Annotated in this window: 18 protein-coding genes; 6 read left to right on the forward strand and 12 right to left on the reverse strand. The window is 59.9% G+C overall.

Going from position 1 to position 18,936, the window contains the following annotated elements; translation table 11 throughout:
- The first annotated feature begins 63 nt into the window (after window positions 1-63).
- Window positions 64-441, forward strand: coding sequence for a hypothetical protein (locus PSH90_RS20080; protein ID WP_016775519.1), 378 nt, complete (start codon window positions 64-66; stop codon window positions 439-441).
- A 252-nt stretch (window positions 442-693) separates the two neighbouring features.
- On the opposite strand, the gene fadD1 is transcribed toward PSH90_RS20080, so the two are convergent.
- Window positions 694-2,391, reverse strand: a complete 1,698-nt coding sequence (fadD1, locus tag PSH90_RS20085; protein ID WP_305381384.1) for a long-chain-fatty-acid--CoA ligase FadD1 — start codon at window positions 2,389-2,391, stop codon at window positions 694-696.
- Between the two features lie 347 nt (window positions 2,392-2,738).
- A complete protein-coding gene (gene fadD2, locus PSH90_RS20090) occupies window positions 2,739-4,427 on the reverse strand; it encodes a long-chain-fatty-acid--CoA ligase FadD2 (protein ID WP_024014054.1) in 1,689 nt (562 codons plus the stop codon).
- A gap of 225 nt (window positions 4,428-4,652) precedes the next feature.
- On the opposite strand from fadD2, the gene PSH90_RS20095 reads away from it, so the two are divergent.
- Window positions 4,653-5,597, forward strand: a complete 945-nt coding sequence (locus PSH90_RS20095; protein WP_305381386.1) for an alpha/beta hydrolase — start codon at window positions 4,653-4,655, stop codon at window positions 5,595-5,597.
- 43 nt (window positions 5,598-5,640) lie between these two features.
- Complete coding sequence (locus PSH90_RS20100) at window positions 5,641-6,111, forward strand: MaoC family dehydratase (protein WP_003227420.1); 471 nt, start codon at window positions 5,641-5,643, stop codon at window positions 6,109-6,111.
- Between the two features lie 140 nt (window positions 6,112-6,251).
- Here PSH90_RS20100 and PSH90_RS20105 read toward each other — a convergent pair whose 3' ends face one another.
- Window positions 6,252-6,719 (reverse strand): PA2169 family four-helix-bundle protein, encoded by a 468-nt coding sequence (locus tag PSH90_RS20105; protein WP_042607255.1) that lies wholly within the window; start codon window positions 6,717-6,719, stop codon window positions 6,252-6,254.
- A 206-nt stretch (window positions 6,720-6,925) separates the two neighbouring features.
- Here PSH90_RS20105 and PSH90_RS20110 point away from each other — a divergent pair, with 206 nt between their 5' ends.
- Together PSH90_RS20110 and PSH90_RS20115 are read left to right on the forward strand one after the other, a co-directional pair.
- Entirely contained in the window at window positions 6,926-7,162 is a 237-nt protein-coding gene (locus PSH90_RS20110; protein ID WP_003227425.1) for a DUF3820 family protein, read from the forward strand.
- A gap of 30 nt (window positions 7,163-7,192) precedes the next feature.
- Window positions 7,193-8,374: an aminotransferase class V-fold PLP-dependent enzyme gene (locus tag PSH90_RS20115; protein ID WP_236168334.1), complete on the forward strand. Its 1,182-nt coding sequence runs from the start codon at window positions 7,193-7,195 to the stop codon at window positions 8,372-8,374.
- Here the strand turns inward: PSH90_RS20115 and PSH90_RS20120 are convergent.
- From PSH90_RS20120 to zwf, 4 genes are all read right to left on the reverse strand, one after another.
- The gene (locus PSH90_RS20120) at window positions 8,371-8,943 is read right to left on the reverse strand and encodes a hypothetical protein (RefSeq protein ID WP_217853017.1); all 573 of its coding nucleotides are present in this window, start codon (window positions 8,941-8,943) and stop codon (window positions 8,371-8,373) included. The two genes, PSH90_RS20115 and PSH90_RS20120, sit on opposite strands and share 4 nt — an antisense overlap.
- 170 nt (window positions 8,944-9,113) lie before the next feature.
- On the reverse strand, window positions 9,114-9,779 hold the full coding sequence (locus PSH90_RS20125; RefSeq protein ID WP_016773539.1) for a bifunctional 4-hydroxy-2-oxoglutarate aldolase/2-dehydro-3-deoxy-phosphogluconate aldolase: 666 nt from the start codon (window positions 9,777-9,779) through the stop codon (window positions 9,114-9,116).
- 17 nt (window positions 9,780-9,796) lie between these two features.
- The gene (gene pgl / locus PSH90_RS20130; RefSeq protein ID WP_305381388.1) at window positions 9,797-10,510 is read right to left on the reverse strand and encodes a 6-phosphogluconolactonase; all 714 of its coding nucleotides are present in this window, start codon (window positions 10,508-10,510) and stop codon (window positions 9,797-9,799) included.
- Window positions 10,497-11,963 carry a glucose-6-phosphate dehydrogenase gene (gene zwf / locus PSH90_RS20135; RefSeq protein ID WP_016773537.1) on the reverse strand — a complete coding sequence of 489 codons (1,467 nt, stop codon included), beginning with the start codon at window positions 11,961-11,963 and terminating at the stop codon, window positions 10,497-10,499. Before zwf ends, pgl begins: the two co-directional genes overlap by 14 nt.
- A 226-nt stretch (window positions 11,964-12,189) precedes the next feature.
- Between zwf and PSH90_RS20140 the strand changes: the two genes are divergently transcribed.
- On the forward strand, window positions 12,190-13,050 hold the full coding sequence (locus tag PSH90_RS20140; RefSeq protein WP_169842436.1) for a MurR/RpiR family transcriptional regulator: 861 nt from the start codon (window positions 12,190-12,192) through the stop codon (window positions 13,048-13,050).
- Window positions 13,051-13,257: 207 nt separating this feature from the next.
- Here PSH90_RS20140 and PSH90_RS20145 read toward each other — a convergent pair whose 3' ends face one another.
- The 5 genes from PSH90_RS20145 to PSH90_RS20165 all read right to left on the reverse strand — a co-directional run bounded on the left by PSH90_RS20145 (window position 13,258) and on the right by PSH90_RS20165 (window position 18,888).
- Window positions 13,258-14,112, reverse strand: coding sequence for a D-hexose-6-phosphate mutarotase (locus tag PSH90_RS20145; RefSeq protein WP_039758108.1), 855 nt, complete (start codon window positions 14,110-14,112; stop codon window positions 13,258-13,260).
- 323 nt (window positions 14,113-14,435) lie between these two features.
- Window positions 14,436-15,785: a carbohydrate porin gene (locus PSH90_RS20150; protein WP_016773536.1), complete on the reverse strand. Its 1,350-nt coding sequence runs from the start codon at window positions 15,783-15,785 to the stop codon at window positions 14,436-14,438.
- Between the two features lie 193 nt (window positions 15,786-15,978).
- A complete protein-coding gene (locus tag PSH90_RS20155; protein ID WP_041479770.1) occupies window positions 15,979-17,139 on the reverse strand; it encodes an ABC transporter ATP-binding protein in 1,161 nt (386 codons plus the stop codon).
- A 2-nt stretch (window positions 17,140-17,141) separates the two neighbouring features.
- On the reverse strand, window positions 17,142-17,987 hold the full coding sequence (locus PSH90_RS20160) for a carbohydrate ABC transporter permease (protein ID WP_016773534.1): 846 nt from the start codon (window positions 17,985-17,987) through the stop codon (window positions 17,142-17,144).
- Entirely contained in the window at window positions 17,980-18,888 is a 909-nt protein-coding gene (locus tag PSH90_RS20165) for a carbohydrate ABC transporter permease (protein WP_016773533.1), read from the reverse strand. The genes PSH90_RS20160 and PSH90_RS20165 overlap by 8 nt, the downstream gene beginning before the upstream one ends.
- Between the last annotated feature and the right edge of the window lie 48 nt (window positions 18,889-18,936).

Here is an 18,936-nt window from a genome sequence, read left to right on the forward strand (position 1 = left end):
CGTTGCCCCGAGAATGCTCAGCCTACGGGCGCTGAGCCCGGCACACCGATTCGCAGGAATGTCATGAAGCTCAATAAAACCCAGGCCATCGCCCGTCGCAACCAGGAACTGGGCGGCGCCGTGCTCGGCACCAACAACTGCCACTTCGCCGAACTGAACCGCAACCGCAATATCTGGTGGTTCGACCTGCCGGTGTCGCGTCTGGCCATCGGTCAGTACGAGTGGATTCACTTGCTGCTGCACACCCCGGCCACCGATGAGTTGCTGCACCTGAAAGTGCCGACGGTGTTCCTGCGCGAAAAGCTCGAAGGGCTGGTGATTCGCAACGAAGGCAAGCGCAAGGCGGCGCTGAGCCTGGAATTGAGTGCGGACAAGGATTCTTATCTGCAGGACATGCGACCGGCGGGGACCAACGTGAATTTTGCGCCGTTTCGTCAGTAGGATTTGTGGCGTCAGCCCTTCCCCTCACCCTAGCCCTCTCCCAGAGGGAGAGGGGACCGACCGGGTTGTTCTTACGGAATACGCCGACCTGAAATATCGAGCCGAACTCAGGTTCTGAAAAGCTTGAAGATCGGCTCCCTTCCCCCTCGCCCCCTTGGGGGAGAGGGTTGGGGTGAGGGGGTAGAATTTACCAGACGCTGCAAATCACCAATCTTTCCCAACAAAAAGCCCCGCATCTGCGGGGCTTTTTATTTACGCGGCAGACTTGGCCTTGATCTTCTTCAGCTCTTCATCCCGCAACTCGCGGCGCAGGATCTTGCCGACGTTGGTGGTCGGCAGTGCGTCGCGGAATTCCACCGAGCGCGGCACCTTGTAGCCGGTGACGTTGGCGCGCATGTGGTCCATGACCTGCTCTTTGGTCAGGGTCACGCCCGGTTTGGCGACGATGAAAATCTTGATCGCCTCACCCGATTTCTCGTCCGGCACACCGATCGCCGCGCACTGCAACACGCCCGGCAAAGTCGCCAGCACATCTTCCAGTTCGTTCGGATAGACGTTGAAGCCAGACACCAGAATCATGTCTTTCTTGCGATCGACGATGCGCATGTAGCCGTCCGGCTGGATCAGCGCGATGTCACCGGTTTTCAGCCAGCCGTCGCTGTCGAGCATTTCATCGGTGGCTTCCTGACGCTGCCAGTAGCCCTTCATCACTTGCGGGCCTTTGACGCACAGCTCGCCGATTTCGCCCAGCGGCTGCTCGACACCGGCGTCGTCGATGACTTTGCACAGGGTCGACGGCACCGGAATGCCGATGGTGCCGATCTGGATGTGCTGAATCGGGTTTACCGTGGCCACCGGGCTGGTTTCGGTCATGCCGTAGCCTTCGCAGATGGCGCAACCGGTCACGGCTTTCCAGCGCTCGGCCGCCGCCAGTTGCAGGGCCATGCCGCCGGACAGGGTAACTTTCAGCGCGGAGAAATCCAGCTTGCGGAAACCTTCGTTGTTGCACAGCGCCACGAACAGCGTGTTCAGACCGACGAAACCGCTGAACTTCCACTTCGACAGTTCCTTGACCATCGCCGGCAGGTCGCGCGGGTTGCTGATCAGGATGTTGTGGTTGCCGATCAGCATCATCGCCATGCAATGAAAGGTGAACGCATAGATGTGATACAGCGGCAGCGGCGTGATCAGGATCTCGCAGCCTTCGTTGAGGTTGGAGCCCATCAGCGCCTTGCATTGCAGCATGTTGGCGACCAGGTTGCGGTGCGTGAGCATCGCGCCCTTGGCCACACCGGTGGTGCCGCCGGTGTATTGCAGCACCGCGACATCGCCGCTGTCCGGGTTCGCTTCGGCCACTGGCTGGCCCTGGCCCTTGCTCAGGACGTCGTTGAACTTGATGGCTTTGGGCAAGTGATAGGCCGGGACCATTTTCTTCACGTACTTGATGACGCTGTTGATCAGCAGGCGCTTGATCGGCGGCAGCAAGTCGGCGACTTCGGTGACGATGACGTGCTTGACGCCGGTCTTCGGCACCACGGCTTCGGCCAGGTGCGCCATGTTCGCCAGGCACACCAGGGCTTTGGCGCCGGAGTCGTTGAATTGGTGTTCCATTTCCCGCGCGGTGTACAGCGGGTTGGTGTTGACCACGATCAGCCCGGCGCGAATGGCACCGAAGACCGCGACCGGGTACTGCAGGACGTTGGGCAGTTGCACGGCGATTCGATCACCGGGCTGCAAGTCGGTATGCTGTTGCAGATACGCGGCAAAGGCACCGGACAGCTCGTACAGCTCACCGTAGGTGATTGTCTTGCCGAGGTTGCTGAAAGCCGGTTTGTTGGCGAAGCGTTGGCAGGATTGCTTCAACACTGCCTGAATGTTCGGATACTCGTCTGGATTGATCTCGGCTGCGATTCCAGCCGGGTACTTATCCTTCCAAAAGTCTTCGATCATGGAAGCCCACTCCTCAGCAACGCGAATTCTTCACCGCATTTGATGCGATTATTATTGGTGTGTGTTTTGTATTGGTGAATCCGGCGTTTTACAGGCCGAGAAGTCACAAAGCGCGCCGAGAGTAGCAGCTTTGCCAAGGGTCGACCAGAGCCAAAAGAGGCCCCTACAGTCATATTGATGACTCAAGACTTGCCAGCGGTCATTTTAGAGCAAAAATCCTATTACCCTGTGAAAGCCCGTAGTCATGGGGTGTAAAAGCAAAAGATCGCAGCCTTCGGCAGCTCCTGCATTTGGAATGCGTTTCCTGTAGGAGCTGCCGAAGGCTGCGATCTTTTCGCTCGTAACCTTTATGCGATATCCCGCAACTCGCGCCGCAGAATTTTCCCTACAGGCGTCATCGGCAACGACTCACGCAGCACGATGTGCTTCGGCACCTTGTAGGCCGTGAAATTCTCTTTGCAGTAAGCCTTCAGCTCTTCCAGGCTGACCCCGCTCTCCCGCGCTACCACAAACAGCTTCACCGCCTCTCCCGAACGCTCGTCCGGCACGCCGATGACCGCGCAGTTAGCGACTTTCGGGTGGGCCATGACCACGTCTTCGATTTCGTTGGGATAAACGTTGAAGCCGGAGACGATGATCATGTCCTTCTTGCGATCGACGATGCGCACAAAACCGTCCGGGTCGATCACGGCGATATCGCCGGACTTGAACCAGCCCTCGGCGTCCAGCACTTCGGCGGTGGCTTCGGGTTTGTTCCAGTAGCCCTTCATGATCTGCGGGCCTTTGATGCACAGCTCACCGCGCTCGCCCAGCGGCTGCTCGACGCCGTCATCATTGATGATTTTCACCAGCGTACCCGGCACCGGCAGGCCCACCGTGCCCAAGCGCGATTGGTCGCCGTAAGGGTTAGTGCAGGCCACCGGCGAGGTTTCGGTCAGGCCGTAGCCTTCGGTGATACGGCAACCGGTCATCTGCTCCCAGCGCTCGGCGGTGGCCTTGACCAGCGCGGTGCCGCCGGAGTTGGTCAGCTTCAGACTGGAGAAATCCAGGGTCTTGAAGTCAGGGTGATCCATCAGCGCGACGAACAAGGTGTTCAAACCCAGTAGCGCAGAGAAGCGCCAGTTTTTCAGTTCCTTGATGAAGCCGGCGATGTCGCGCGGATTGGAGATCAACACGTTGTGGTTGCCCGAGACCATCATGCACATGCAATTCGCGGTGAAGGCATAGATGTGGTACAGCGGCAGCGGCGCGATCATCACCTCCTGGCCTTCGCGCAACAGCGGCTGACCATCCGGGCCGAGCTGAGCCAGACAGGCGCGCACCTGCTGCATGTTCGCCACCAGATTGCCGTGGGTGAGCATCGCGCCCTTGGCCAGGCCGGTGGTGCCGCCGGTGTATTGCAGCACGGCGATGTCATCGAGGCCGACGTTCAGCGGCTTGATGCCCAGACCACGCCCCATGCGCAGCGCACTTTTGAACGAAGTGGCTTGCGGCAGCGAATACTCGGGAACCAGTTTCTTCACTTTGCTGACCACGGTGTTGACCAGCCAGCCTTTGGCGGTGGGCATCAAGTCGCCCATCTTCGCTTCGATCAAATATTGGATGTCAGTGTCGGGCAGCACTTCCTGGACTTTCTGCCCGAACAAATTCAGGTAGACCAGCGCGCGTGCGCCGGAATCCTTGAACTGGTGGCGCATCTCGCGCGGCGTATAGAGCGGGTTGGTGTTGACCACGATCAGCCCGGCGCGCAGCGCGCCGAACACGGCAATCGGATAATGCAGGACGTTGGGCATCTGCACCGCAATGCGATCCCCCGGCACCAGATCGGTATGGGCCTGCAGGTAACCGGCGAACGCCGCACTCTGGCGTTCGAGTTCGGCGTAGGTCAGGGTGATGCCCATGCTGCTGAACGCCGGGCGGTCAGCGAACTTCTTGCAGGAACGCTCAAACACTTCGATGACCGACTTGAACTCGCCCATGTCGATGTCCAGCGGTACGCCGGCCGGGCGTTTGTCATTCCAGAAATCAGGTTGCATTGTTCTTGTCCTCTTTACCTGAGCCGATCCGGGAGCCGCTTTCTGTCGTTTCTGCTTCGTCCATGGAAGGCGAAAAGCACAAAGCGGAGCTTCACGGACACTAGCAGCTATGGCCATTGAGGCAAATATGACGCAGGCCCTCATTGATCCCGTGAATCTTCCAGCCGTGGCGTGAGCTGATCAGACGCGCTATACACTGTGGCGATGCTGAGCAAAGGAATCGCCATGACCCACGACACCTTCTGGCTGGACGCGAGTGACCGCAGCCGCCTGTACGTCAACCGCTGGCTGCCGGCCACGCCATTGAAAGCGGTGATTCTGCTGGCCCATGGCATGGCCGAACACAGCGCTCGCTACATGCGGCTCGCTGACACGTTTTGCGACAAAGACTATGGCGTCTACGCCCCGGATCTGCGCGGCCATGGTCGTACCGCCGACAACGGCACCCTCGGCCATTTCGCCGATGACGATGGCTGGTGCAAGGTGGTTGGCGATCTGGCCAGCCTCAACCAGCACATCGGCCAGCAACATCCCGGCGTGCCGATCATCCTCCTCGGCCACAGCATGGGCAGCTATCTGGCGCAGGCGTATCTGCTGCACCACGGTGCCAGTCTGCACGGGGCGATTCTCAGCGGCTCTAATTACCAGCCAGTGGCGCTGTATCGCGCCGCCCGGCAGATTGCCCGGCTGGAAAAACTGCGTCAGGGCGGCAAGGGCCGCAGTGCGTTGATCGAGTGGCTGTCGTTCGGCTCGTTCAACAATAAATTCAAACCGGTGCGCACCCGTTTCGACTGGCTGAGCCGTGATCCGGCCGAAGTCGACAAGTACGCCGCCGACCCGTTATGCGGCTTTCGCTGCACCAATCAGCTGTGGGTCGACCTGCTCGGCGGGTTGCAGCAAATCAGCAAAGCGTCCAATCTCGCGCAGATCGACCCGGGCCTGCCGCTGCTGGTGATTGGCGGCGAATGTGATCCGGTGAGCGAGGGCAAGCGTCTGACAGATCTGGCCAATGCCTTGCGCAGGGCCGGCAGCCAGCATCTGCAACTGAAGATCTACCCGCAGGCCCGGCACGAATTGTTCAATGAAAGTAATCGCGACGAAGTGACCGCCGATGTGCTCGCCTGGATCGACCAGGCCCTGAGCCACCGGCGCCCGCAGCGCAGCGAATAATTTTTTGTGGATTGACTGAAATCCGTCACAGGAATCGAAACCGATGACCCAGGTTACCAACATCCCTTACGAAGCCCTCGAAGTCGGCCAGACCGCCAGCTACAGCAAGACTGTCGAAGAGCGCGACATTCAGCTGTTCGCCGCGATGTCAGGCGACCACAACCCGGTGCATCTGGACGCCGAGTTTGCCGCCGCCAGCATGTTCAAGGAACGCATCGCCCACGGCATGTTCAGCGGTGCGCTGATCAGCGCCGCCGTTGCATGCGAATTGCCTGGGCCGGGCACCATTTATATCGGTCAGCAGATGAGCTTTCAGAAGCCGGTGAAGATCGGCGACACGCTGACAGTGCGCCTGGAGATTCTGGAGAAACTGCCGAAATTCCGCGTGCGCATTGCCACTCGCGTATTCAATCAACGTGATGAGTTGGTGGTGGATGGTGAAGCGGAGATTCTCGCGCCGCGCAAACAGCAGACGGTGACGTTGCCGACATTGCCGGCGATCAGTATCGGTTGATCGAAAAGATCGCAGCCTGCGGCAGCTCCTACTTTGGAATTCATTCCCCTGTAGGAGCTGCCGCAGGCTGCGATCTTTGCTTTCCAGACGCGCACAAAAAACGCCAGACAAGCTGGCGTTTTTTTTCAGCCGACTAACTCTTACGAGTTCGCACGAGCCTGATTACGCAGGGCTTTCACCTGGTCGTGGTTGCGTTGTACGCCGTGGTACTGACGCTCAACCAGGTCACGAATACCCACCAGATTGTGCTTGGTGATTTTTTCCAGCGCTTCTTTGTAAGCCTTCAGGGCATGGTCTTCACCGCGCTCGGCTTCGTTCAGCACAGCCTCTTCGTCTTTGCCGGTGAACATGGCTTTCACGTCGACCCAGCGACGGTGCAGGTCACCGCTCACGCTGGTGGAAGTTTCCGGATCGCCGCCCAGCGAACGAACGGCCGCTTGCAGCTCAGCTGCGGCAGCGGCGCAATCAGCTGCGCGAGTCACAAACAGGCTTTTCAGCTCTGGGTGCTTGATGTCTTCGGCGCAAGTCTTGAAACCTTCCTGACCGTCCTTGGAGGTTTCGATCAGGTCATTGAGTACCGAGATGGATTCTTTGTTTACGTCAGTCATTTTCCAATTCCTTGCGGTTGGTTGAAGATGCAAGGGATATTGCAGTGTGCGTGCCAGTTTGCTTATTGATAATAGAACCTTATTTTTCAGTGACTTACAAAAGATTGAACCATCTGCATGCTGGTTTTTTGCATGATCTGTCATTTGGCCTGCATGCAGAATGCCTGTATTTTCCAGGCTGTGATGTGAATCGATGAAGCGTGCTGATGAATCCGGAAAAACTCGAACTGCTGATCACCCGCGAAATGCCCTTCGGCAAGTACAAAGGGCGGATCATTGCCGACCTGCCTGGCCCCTATCTGAACTGGTTTGCCCGTGAAGGCTTTCCCCACGGTGAACTCGGTGGCCTGCTGGCGCTGATGCAGGAGATTGACCATAACGGCCTGTCCGACCTGCTCGAGCCGCTGCGCGCCAAACACGGCAAACCCGCCCCGCGCCACTGACGCGCCCTTCCCTCTTGAGCCTTGCCGACCATGCCTGACAACACCCGCCGCGCCCGTGACGAAGCCTTCTGGCAAACCTTTGCCGACCGATACGATGTGCAGCCCGGCCCGGTCAATCTGGAAAACGGTTACTTCGGGCGCATGTCGCGCACAGTGATCGAGGAGTACCAGCGCAACATCGAGCTGATCAACACCAGCAACTCGATTTATGCACGCCAGCGCTTTGAACAGCACGACAACCTCGAAATCCGCGCGCAACTGGCCGAACTGATTGGCGTGCGCGCGCAAAGCGTGGCCCTGACCCGCAATGCTACCGAAGGCCTGCAATCGCTGATCCGCAATTACAATCGTCTGCAACCGGGTGATCAGGTACTGATCTGCGACCTCGAGTACGACACGGTCAAGGGCGCCATGCGCTGGCTGGCGAAGCAGCGTGGCGTTGAGGTCATCGAAATTGCCCACCACCATCCCGCCAGTTTCGACAGCCTGCTGGAAAGCTACCGCGAGGCTTTCGTCCGCCATCCAAAACTCAAACTGATGGCCCTGACCCACGTCACCCATCGCACCGGTCTGGTTATGCCCGTGCAAGCCATCGCCGCGCTGGCCAAAGAGCATGGCGTCGACATCATCCTCGACGGTGCCCACGCCCTCGGCCAGATTGAATTCGACCTGCAAGCGTTGGGCATCGCTTTCGCCGGTTACAACCTGCACAAATGGATCGGCGCACCGCTGACCCTCGGCTTTATCTATATCGCCCCGCAGCGTCTCGCCGACATCGATCCGGACATGGGCGAGATGCATTACCCGGTCAGCGATATTCGCGCGCGGACCTCGTACAGCACGCCGAACATCCCGGCACTGATGACCTTGCCGCTGGTGTTCGAAGAGCACGACGCGCTCGGCGGCGCCGCCGCCAAAAGCCCACGCCTGAGTTACCTGCGCAACCTGTGGGTCAGCCGGGTCCGGCACCTGCCGGGCATCGAGGTGCTGACGCCGGACGACCCGCAACTGTATTGCGGGATCACCGCGCTGCGCTTCACCCGGCATGCCGATCAGCAGGCCATGGCCGAGCGTCTGCTCAGAGAGTTCAACCTGTTCACCGTGGTGCGCACCGGCGCCGCGTGCGGGCCGTGCATTCGCATTACCCCGGGGCTGACCACCACGGCTGGCGAGATGGAGCAGTTGGTTCGGGCGCTGGACCAACTGCGCTAGAACGGCGCTCCGGAGTTTTTTTCGTAGCCTTCTAGGCCAAGCTGCGACGACACGGCGAAGGTGTCGATGCCGAGGGTCTGGCAGGCGAAGGCACCGTCTTCAAGATCGGCGCCGGCGATCGGCTGCAACACCAACCGCAAGGCGTCCTCGGCGGCACCTTCACAGCCGCAGCGGCCTGGGACGTGCAAGGTGCCGGCCCAGGCCTCGTGGTGAGCTTGCGCTCCTGCTTCGTCGCCGGGAATGAATACGTTCAGCTTCAGGCAAGCAGCGCCGTGCGCCAGTCGGTCCGGATAGACACTGGTGAAACGGACGATGCCATGGCTGTCGGTCGATTGACTGCCGCCCAGGCTGGTGTCGCCATCGACACGCTGTTGAATGCGCACCAGCGCGCCGATGACCGGCTCGCTGGTCATCGCATCGACCAGCGACAGACGCAGGACCAGCGGCAAGCCTTGGACACCTTGGCTGATATTGCGCACTTGAGATTCAGCTGCGGGGCGGCCGAGGGGAAGTTGCTTCGGTTGATAACGGGATTGTGGCGTAAGGGTCAGAGACTGACGGTCGTCCATGAGGCGTTCTCTCTTCCATAAGATGGACGCAGATTAACCCCGTGAAAAAGTCAGCGTGCAGTAACTATGTATCGCCGCATGTATCGGCAGTTTTTTCAGCGCAAAAAAAAGGTGCGCCGACCAAGCGCACCATAAAGCCGTAAAGCACACAACGAAGTGTCGGGTAACAATCAGTCCAGCAGCGCCAGGGCCTCGGCGGTGCATTCCTGAATGCGGGCCCAGTCGCCGTTCTTGATCCACTCCGGATCAAGCATCCAGCTACCGCCCACGCACATGACGTTTTTCAGCGCCATGTAGCTCTTGATATTGGCCGGGCCGACGCCGCCAGTCGGGCAGAATTTCACTTCGCCGAACGGGCCGCCGAGGGCCTTGATTGCCGCCACGCCACCGCTGACTTCCGCCGGGAACAGCTTGAAGCGGCGATAGCCCAGACCGTAGCCTTCCATGATCCCCGAGGCGTTGCTGATGCCCGGCAACAGCGGAATCGGGCTGTCGACGCTGGCTTCGAGCAGGTCGCGGGTGATGCCCGGGGTGACGATGAACTGCGAGCCTGCCGCTTCCGCCGCTGCGAGCATGTTGCGGTCGAGCACGGTGCCGGCACCGGTCATCAGTTCCGGGCGCTGTTCGCGCAGGATCTGAATGGCCTTGAGGCCGAACTGCGAGCGCAGGGTCACTTCCAGCGCAGTCAGGCCACCGGCGGCGAGGGCGTCGGCCAGCGGCAGCACGTCCTGTTCGCGAGCGATGGTGATCACCGGCAGGATCCGCGCCTTGGCGCAGAGACTGTCGATCAGGGCAACTTTGTCCGCCATGGAAACGGTCGGGGATGGGGTTGTCATAGCGGCTGTTCCTTGGCTCATGGGCACCAGTAAATCTCTAACGTAGGTTGCAGAAACGCGCGCACCGGCATGGCCGCAACGTCATCGGATGCCAGCGCGGCATTCAGGGTGGTCAGTTTCGATTGACCGGAAATCGACAGAATCTTGTGCCGGGCCGAGGCCAGCAGCGCGCGGCTCATGGTCAGGCGCTGACGCGGCACGCTTGGCGCCAGCATCGGCCAGCAACGGCGCGTGCCATCGGCTTGCAGGGCTTCGGCGAGGTTCGGGCTGTCGGGGAACAGCGATGCGGTGTGGCCGTCATCGCCCATGCCCAGCACCAGCACGTCAATCGGCGGCAATTCCGCGAGCAAGCGATCGGCCTGTTCAGCAGCCTGCTCGACGTTGGCCGCCGCGCTGTAGAGGCTGAGGAACTGTGCCTTGGCTGCCGGGCCTTTGAGCAGATACTGCTTGAGCAGACCGGCATTGCTGTCGGCGTGTTCGACCGGCACCCAACGCTCGTCAGCGAGGGTCACAACGACCTTCGACCAGTCCAGCTCCTGCTTGGCCAGGTGCTGGAAAAACGCAACCGGGCTGCGCCCGCCGGACACCACCAGCACCGCGTTGCCGCGCGCCGCAATGGCCTCGCTCAGTTGATTGGCAACGTTCAGCGCCAGGCCTTCAGCCAGCAGCACCGGGCTGTTGAATTCGCGGGCAGTCACACCCGTCGGCAGTTGCACATCAGATATCGCCATACCACGACCTCCCGTCCCGCGTGATCAAAGCAATGGAGCTCATCGGCCCCCACGACCCGGCCGCATACGGCTTGGGCGCGTCGCCGGATTTCTTCCACCCGGCAATCAGCTGGTCACACCACTTCCACGCGGCTTCGATTTCATCTTTACGGACAAACAGGTTCTGATTGCCGTTCATCACTTCCAGCAACAACCGCTCGTAGGCATCGGGGATCCGCGCGCTACGCCAGGTGTCGGAGAAATTCAGTTGCAGCGGGCCGCTGCGCAGTTGCATGCCCTTGTCCAGGCCCTGCTCTTTGGTCATCACGCGCAAGGAAATGCCTTCGTCCGGTTGCAGGCGGATGATCAGTTTGTTGCTGATCTGCAGGCGTTGCTCCGGGGCGAAGATGTAGTGCGACGGTTCCTTGAAGTGGATGACGATCTGCGACAGCTTTTGCGGCATGCGCTTGCCGGTACGCAGGTAGAACGGCACGCCGGCCCAGCGCCAGTTGCGGATGTCGGCACGCAGGGCGACGAAGGTTTCGGTGTCGCTCTGGGTATTGGAATTCGGTTCTTCGAGGTAACCCGGAACGGATTTGCCTTCGCTGTGGCCGGCGATGTACTGGCCGCGCACCACTTGTGTGGTCAGGCCTTCCGGACTGATCGGCGCCAGCGCCTTGAGCACTTTTACCTTTTCGTCACGGATGCTGTCGGCGGACAGGTCGGCCGGCGGGTCCATGGCAATCAGGCAGAGCAGCTGCAACAGGTGATTCTGGATCATGTCGCGCAGCTGGCCGGCCTTGTCGAAATAGCCCCAGCGGCCTTCGATGCCGACCTTCTCGGCCACGGTGATTTCCACGTGGGAGATGTAATTCTGGTTCCACTGGGTTTCGAACAGGCTGTTGGCGAAACGCAGGGCGATCAGGTTCTGAACGGTCTCTTTGCCCAGATAGTGGTCGATGCGGTAGGTGCGGTCTTCCGGGAAGAACTGCGCGACGGCGTCGTTGACCTTGCGCGAGGACTCCAGGTCAGAGCCGATCGGTTTTTCCAGCACTACACGGGTATTTTCGGCCAGACCGACTTTCTCGAGGTTCTCGCAGATAGCGCCGTACACCGCCGCCGGGGTGGCGAAGTAGGCAATCATGCGCTGGCTGCTGCCGGCCAATTCCGCCAGCGCCACGTAATCCTCAGCCTTGAGGAAGTCGACGTGCAGATAGGTCAGGCGCGCGAGGAAGCGCTCTGCCACGGTTTCGTTCAGCTCTTTGCCGACATAACGGCGCAATTCGGCGGCGATGAACGCCATGTGCTGCTGCTCGCTGCCGGGCTCACGGGCCAGCGCGATGATGCGCGTGTCCTCGTGCAGCAGGTCGGCACCGTCAAGGTGATACAGGGCAGGAAACAGCTTGCGCAGGGCCAGATCGCCAAGCGCGCCGAACAAGGCAAAGGTGCACGGTTCAACCGTAATGGAAGGCATGATGTTTGTTCTTTTATCAAGTTAAGCTACAAATACCTTTTTTCAAGGCATCACTCAAGGGAAAATGTAGTAATAACCACAACATTTTCGCAGAATACTCAATCCGAGTGGTGGTCGCCCGGACGCATCAGTAGGATAGGCCACCGTCACGGGCCATATCAAAGGCCCAATTTGCATAGCCCGACGCAACTTTGCGTCGGTGAATCAGGAATTCCATATGGACCGCGTGCGAAATTTACTGGAACAGATCCAGAGTCGCCTTGAAGAGCTGAACAAGGCCGAACGTAAGGTCGCCGAGGTGATTCTGCTCAATCCGCAGCAGGCCACCCGCTTCAGCATCGCCGCCCTCGCCCAGGCCGCCTCGGTGAGCGAACCGACGGTCAACCGTTTCTGCCGTTCGTTCGGTGTCAGCGGCTACCCCGAACTCAAGCTGCAATTGGCCCAGAGCCTGGCCAGTGGTGCGGCGTATGTCAGCCGCGCGGTCGAGGCCGATGACAATCCCGAGGCGTACACGCAGAAGATTTTCGGCAGCGCCATCGCCTCCCTGGACAGCGCTTGCCAGGCGCTCGACCCGAACCTGATCAGCCGCGCCGTCGACCTGTTGATCCAGGCTCGGCAGATCCACTTCTTCGGCCTCGGCGCTTCGGCCCCGGTGGCGCTGGATGCGCAGCACAAGTTCTTCCGCTTCAACCTCGCTGTCACTGCTCACGCCGATGTGCTGATGCAGCGGATGATTGCCTCGGTGGCGCACACCGGCGAGCTGTTCGTGATCATTTCCTACACCGGGCGTACCCGCGAACTGGTGGAAGTGGCGCGAATCGCCCGGGAGAACGGCGCTTCGGTTTTGGGCCTGACAGCGGAGAATTCACCGCTGGCCAAGGCCAGTACTTTGAGCCTGAACATTCCGCTGCCGGAAGACACCGACATTTATATGCCGATGACCTCGCGGATCATTCAGTTGACCGTGCTGGATGTGCTGGCAACGGGAATGACCCTGCGCCGTGGCGTGGATTTCCAGCCGCATCTGCGCAAGATCAAAGAGAGTTTGAATGCCAGCCGGTATCCGGTTGGGGATGAATTCAACTAAAGATCAAAAGCCCCCTCACCCCAGCCCTCTCCCGGAGGGAGAGGGAGCCGACCGAGGTGTCTTGCGCGGTACATTGACCTGAAATATCCAGTCGATTATGGATTCAGAACTGCACTTTCACGTCGGCGTAATTCTTGAGCATCCCACATTCGGTCCCCTCTCCCTCTGGGAGAGGGCTAGGGTGAGGGTATCGGTGTACTTGACGCACTAAGCCGCCGCCCACGCCTGCAAACTCAAATGCGCCTTCTCCCCCGGCGCCAGGTGCAGGCTGTCCGTGCCGCCCGCCGCTGCTTCCACGCAGACGAATTCGGAAATCTCGTCCCAACTTACCCCCAGTAACGGCCGCGCGCCGGGATGCCAGACGACGGTGTCGCCGCTGTCACCGGTATCGATGCACAACTCGCGCTGCCAGGCGTGATCCTTGAGCTGCAATTCGCCGTCATGCTGGAACACCCGCTGACAGCCGCCATCGACCCGCAACTCGCCTTCCTGCTGGCAAACCTGACGATTCAACTGGTCATAACCCTGAGCGCCTTCGAGCCCAGACAGCGCTATCTCACCAACATCGCCTATACGCCAGTAAGCGTGCAAAGCCTGGCTCAACTGACACGGCATGTCGTCCTGATGCTCGGTGCTCAGGCGTAATTCCATGCGTTCGCCCAGGTGCGCGTGCAGGTCGACCTGCCAATCGCACAGCTGCAATTGCCAGTGCAGGCGCACGCCGTCTTCGGCGCTGCTGCTGTCGAGCAGTTTCCAGTCGAGCAGTCGCGCCCAACCATGGGACGGCCAGGCGTTTTCGCTCGGATGACGGCCATACCACGGCCAGCACACCGGCACGCCACCGCGAATCGCGCCGACATGCGGCCACTTCGCCGCGCACCACAACCACGGCTTCTGCCCACGCGGCTGAAAGTGCAGCAACTGCGCACCCTGCCGACTGAACACCGCCTGACACAGCGGATGATCGATCACCAACACGTCGCGCATCTGATAGCGCTCCCAGGCGAACACCGGTCGCTCGCGCAGGGATTTGAAGAAGCGTTGCAGCGGATGCTCATGCATTGGCTACGGTCCTGAAAATCATGGGGGTACAATTACCTTTGTGACCCTTGAATACTGTGGCGAGGGGATTTATCCCCGTTCGACTGCGAAGCAGTCGCAAACCTGGAAAACGGCCTCTCGCTGATACACCTCAGTGGATGGTTTTGGGGCCGCTTCGCAGCCCAGCGGGGCGGTGCGACGTTTCGCTAAATCCCCTCGCCACAAAAAGCTCTCCAGCCACAAAAAATCATCAAGCAACACATCTGACCTGTGTCACAAAAAAAAGCGGACAGCCTGGGCTGTCCGCAAAATGCGCACATAGAGAGGAGCTTATCGCAGACGCGTCAGAACGTTGACTGAATTTTCAGGCCAGCGACCAAAGCGTTATCGACTTCATCCACACCGCCCGGATGGGTGATGTATTGCAGGTTGGGACGCACGGTCAGCCAGTTGGTGACATGGATGCCGTAGTTGAGCTCGTAGTTGTACTCGGTCTCACGAATCGGCGAGAACGCGGCGTTGTCGTAGTCGGACACACCGTTGGCAGCGTTCAGCAGTTCAGCGTTGCGCTTGACATCCTTGTTGACGTGGATACGCGCCGCGCCGATACCGATGTCATCTTTCGGACGCGCATCGAACGGGCCTTTGTAGACAAACATCACCGACTGGTAGTTGTCGATGAAGTTGGTGTCCTTGTCGTGGAAAGTCGCGTTGGCAGCGATGTTCAGACCGCGAGTCGCATCACCGTTGTGGCTGGTGAGTTGCTGTTGCGCAACGAACCAGTAACCGCTTTTGCTGTTGTGCGACTTGTAGTCATCACCGGTGGTTGCCGCATCGAGACCGTTGACGTCTTCGCGAACGTCGTCGGCATCGGCCGTGCTCTTGTAGTAACCGACGCGGTATTCGCCCGGCAGGCTGTTGACCTTCGGCGACCAGACCAACTCAACCGGCAGCACGGTACCTTTGGTGCCGCTGCCGCTGAGCTTGAAGCCGTTGCCGTGTTCCAGTTGCGACGGGTTCTGGTTGTACGCACCGATCTGCGCGTAGAGCTCGTCGTTGATGTTGTACTTCACACGGATCGCGGCCTGGCTGACGGGCCAGTTGTACCAGATGTTGGTCGCCCAGTTACCCACTTGCGAACCGCAGAACGCCAGGTTCTGGAAGTCGCACGGGAAGGTGTTGAAGTCTTCGCCTTCGCCGAAGTAACCGGCCTTGACGTCGAGCTTGTTGTCGAAGAACTGGTGCTGAATCCACAGTTGGGTCAGACGCACCATGTGGCCACGGCCGTAGACTTCCTGCGAGGAGCTGAGGGTGCCGGCACGCGGATCGCCAACGCGGTCGTTGGAGATGTTGTAGCCGTTACGATTGGTCAGCTGGATCTTCGCCTGGGTGTTGTCCCAGCCCCACAGCTTCTGCAGGTCGAGGGCCACGCCCAGACCGAACTGGTCGGCGTAACGCGCAGTCTTGTCGTCGTTGTAACCGCCGTTCAGGTTGGCGCCCATCTCGCCAACGTAGTCGGCCTTGATGTCGATACCCTGCTCGATCAGCTTGGTGCGCTCGCCGCCCCAGTCGCCGGTCATCCACTTGGAGTCGGAGCTGAACGCATCCGCCGCCATCGCATTACCGGCCAGCACCAGTGCAGCTGCCGCAGAAACCTGGCAGATCAACCGGGCATTGACGTGTTTCTTTTTCATCCCTACATCCTCGTCTTTATTGTTATTAACTGTTTTTATCTAACGCGGTTTACATAAAGTGCAGTGCTCGACAGGCCGGGCACTGCTTGCCCCCTGTGGGAGCGAGCCTGCTCGCGAATGCGGTGTATCAGGCGACATCAATGCTGGATGTCAGACCGCTTTCGCGAGCAGGCTCGCTCCCACATTTTGTACTTCAGCGGCCTTTGAACTGCGCCACATTCGCCGACCGGGTCTCTGTCTGCACCTGGCCCGCAACGCCCAGACGCTCGCCGGTATTGGCGTCGAACAACAACACTTTCGATGGATCGAACTGCAGCGTCAGGCTTTCGCCCACCTGCGGTGCCACGTCCGGCGCCAGTCGGCAGCAGACCTTGGTGTCATTCAGATTGACGAACACCAACGTGTCCGGACCGGTCGGTTCAGTGACCTGCACTTCGGCACGGATGCTCGGCAGACCATTGCCCTCGCCATTCGCCAGAACAATCTGCTCCGGGCGCAGGCCGAGGATCACTTCGCGGTCTTCGAGGCCGGCGTCCTGCATGCTCATCGGCAATTCGCAACGGGCCTGACCGCTGTCGAGCAGCGCCAGCAGGCGACCGTCCTTGCGCTGCAAACGCAGGGGGATGAAGTTCATCGGCGGCGAACCGATGAAGCTTGCGACGAACAGGTTGGCCGGGTCGTTGTAGATGTCTTTCGGCGTGCCGAACTGCTGAATGATGCCGTCCTTCATCACCGCCACCTTGTCGCCCAGGGTCATCGCTTCGATCTGGTCGTGGGTCACGTAGACCGTGGTGGTTTTCAGACGCTGGTGCATCAGTTTCATTTCGGTACGCATCTCGACGCGCAGCTTGGCGTCGAGGTTCGACAGCGGTTCGTCGAACAGGTAGATCTTCGGCCGCCGCGCCAGGGCACGGCCCATCGCCACGCGCTGTTGCTGACCACCGGAGAGCTGGCCCGGCTTGCGATTGAGCAGGTGTTCGATCTGCAACAGCTTGGCGACACGGGCGACTTCTTCGTCGATCGCTGCCTGCGGCATCTTGCGGATCTTCAGGCCGAACTCGATGTTCTCGCGCACGCTCATGGTCGGGTACAGCGCGTAGGACTGAAACACCATGGCGATGTCGCGATCCTTGGGGCTCATGCCGCTGACGTCCTGATCACCGATCATGATCGCGCCGCCGGTGATGGTTTCCAGACCGGCGATGCAGTTCATCAAGGTCGATTTGCCGCAGCCCGACGGGCCGACGAGGATCAGGAATTCACCGTCCTTGATCGACAGTTCGATGTTCTTCAGGGTGTCCGGCAGGCCGGCCCCGTAGGTCTTGTTTACGTTGCGAAGTTCAAGCGTAGCCATGATTACCCCTTGACCGCGCCGGCCGTCAGCCCGCGCACGAAATACTTGCCTGCGACCACATAGACCAGCAGGGTCGGCAGGCCGGCGATCATCGCCGCTGCCATATCCACGTTGTATTCCTTGGCGCCGGTGCTGGTGTTGACCAGGTTATTGAGCGCCACGGTGATCGGTTGCGAATCACCGCTGGAGAACACCACACCGAACAGGAAGTCGTTCCAGATCTGGGTGAACTGCCATATCAGGCAGACCATGATGATCGGCGTCGACATCGGCAGAATGATGCGGCGGAAAATCGTGAAGAAACCCGCCCCATCCAGACGCGCAGCCTTGACCAGCGCATCGGGAATGCTCACGTAGTAGTTGCGGAAGAACAGCGTGGTGAACGCCAGACCGTAGACCACGTGCACGAAGACCAGGCCGGTGGTGGTGCTCGCCAGGCCCATCTTGCCGAGGGTGAACGAGGCCGGCAGCAGCACGGTCTGGAACGGCAGGAAGCAGCCGAACAGCAGCAGACCGAAGAACAACTGCGAACCACGGAAGCGCCACATCGACAGCACGTAACCGTTCAACGCACCGATGGCGGTAGAGATGATTACGGCCGGTACGGTGATCTTGATCGAGTTCCAGAAGTAGCCGTCAACCGTGGCCCAGGCCTTGACCCAGCCGATGCCGCTGACCACGGTCGGCCAGCTCAGCAGGTTGCCGGTGCTGATGTCTTCCGGGGTCTTGAAGCTGGTCAGCAACATCACCACCAGCGGCACCAGATACAGAAACACCGCGAGGATCAGCACCGCATAGATCGCGATGCGACTGAAGCTGATCGCAGGTTTGGCAGCGAGACTAGTCATGACGCTTGGTCCTCAGCTCGGAATACAGGTAAGGCACGATGATCGCGAGGATCGCACCGAGCATCAGAATCGCACTGGCCGAGCCCATGCCCATCTGGCCGCGACTGAAGGTGAAGGAATACATGAACATCGCTGGCAGGTCGGAGGAATAACCCGGACCACCGGCGGTCATTGCCGCAACCAGGTCGAAGCTCTTGATCGCGATGTGCGCGAGGATCATCACCGCACTGAAGAACACCGGACGCAGGCTTGGCAGCACGACTTTCCAGTAGATGCGCGGCATGCTCGCGCCGTCGATCTGCGCGGCACGGATAATCGATTGATCAACGCCACGCAGGCCGGCGAGGAACATCGCCATGATGAAGCCCGAGGCTTGCCACACAGCGGCGATCACCAGGCAGTAGACCACGCGATCGGGGTCGATCAGCCAGTCCAGACGGAAGCCTTCCCAGCCCCAGTCACGCAACAATTTGTCCAGGCCCATGCCCGGGTTGAGCAGCCATTTCCATGCGGTACCGGTGACGATCATCGAGAGCGCCATCGGGTACAGGTAAATGGTGCGGATAAAGCCTTCGCGACGGATGCGCTGGTCGAGGAACACCGCCAGCAACACGCCGATCACCAGGGTAATGCCGATGAACATGCCGCCGAACACGGCGAGGTTCTTGCTCGCCACCCACCAGCGATCGTTGTCGAACAACCGCGCGTATTGCGCCAGACCGGCCCACTTGTAGTTGGGCAGGAAAGTCGAGGTGGTGAACGACAGAATGAACGTCCACAGGATGTAGCCATAGAAGCCCACCAGCACGATGAACATGCTCGGCGCCAGCACCAGTTTCGGTAGCCAGCGCTGCAATGCATCGAACGGCGAGGCCTTGCTGAACACAGCAACAGAACTCATGGGGAAATCCACAATAAGGGTTTACGAAAGCATTCCCTTGCAGGAGTG

Origin of the sequence: Pseudomonas sp. FP1762, from assembly GCF_030687105.1 — a bacterium.
GTDB lineage: Bacteria > Pseudomonadota > Gammaproteobacteria > Pseudomonadales > Pseudomonadaceae > Aquipseudomonas > Aquipseudomonas siliginis.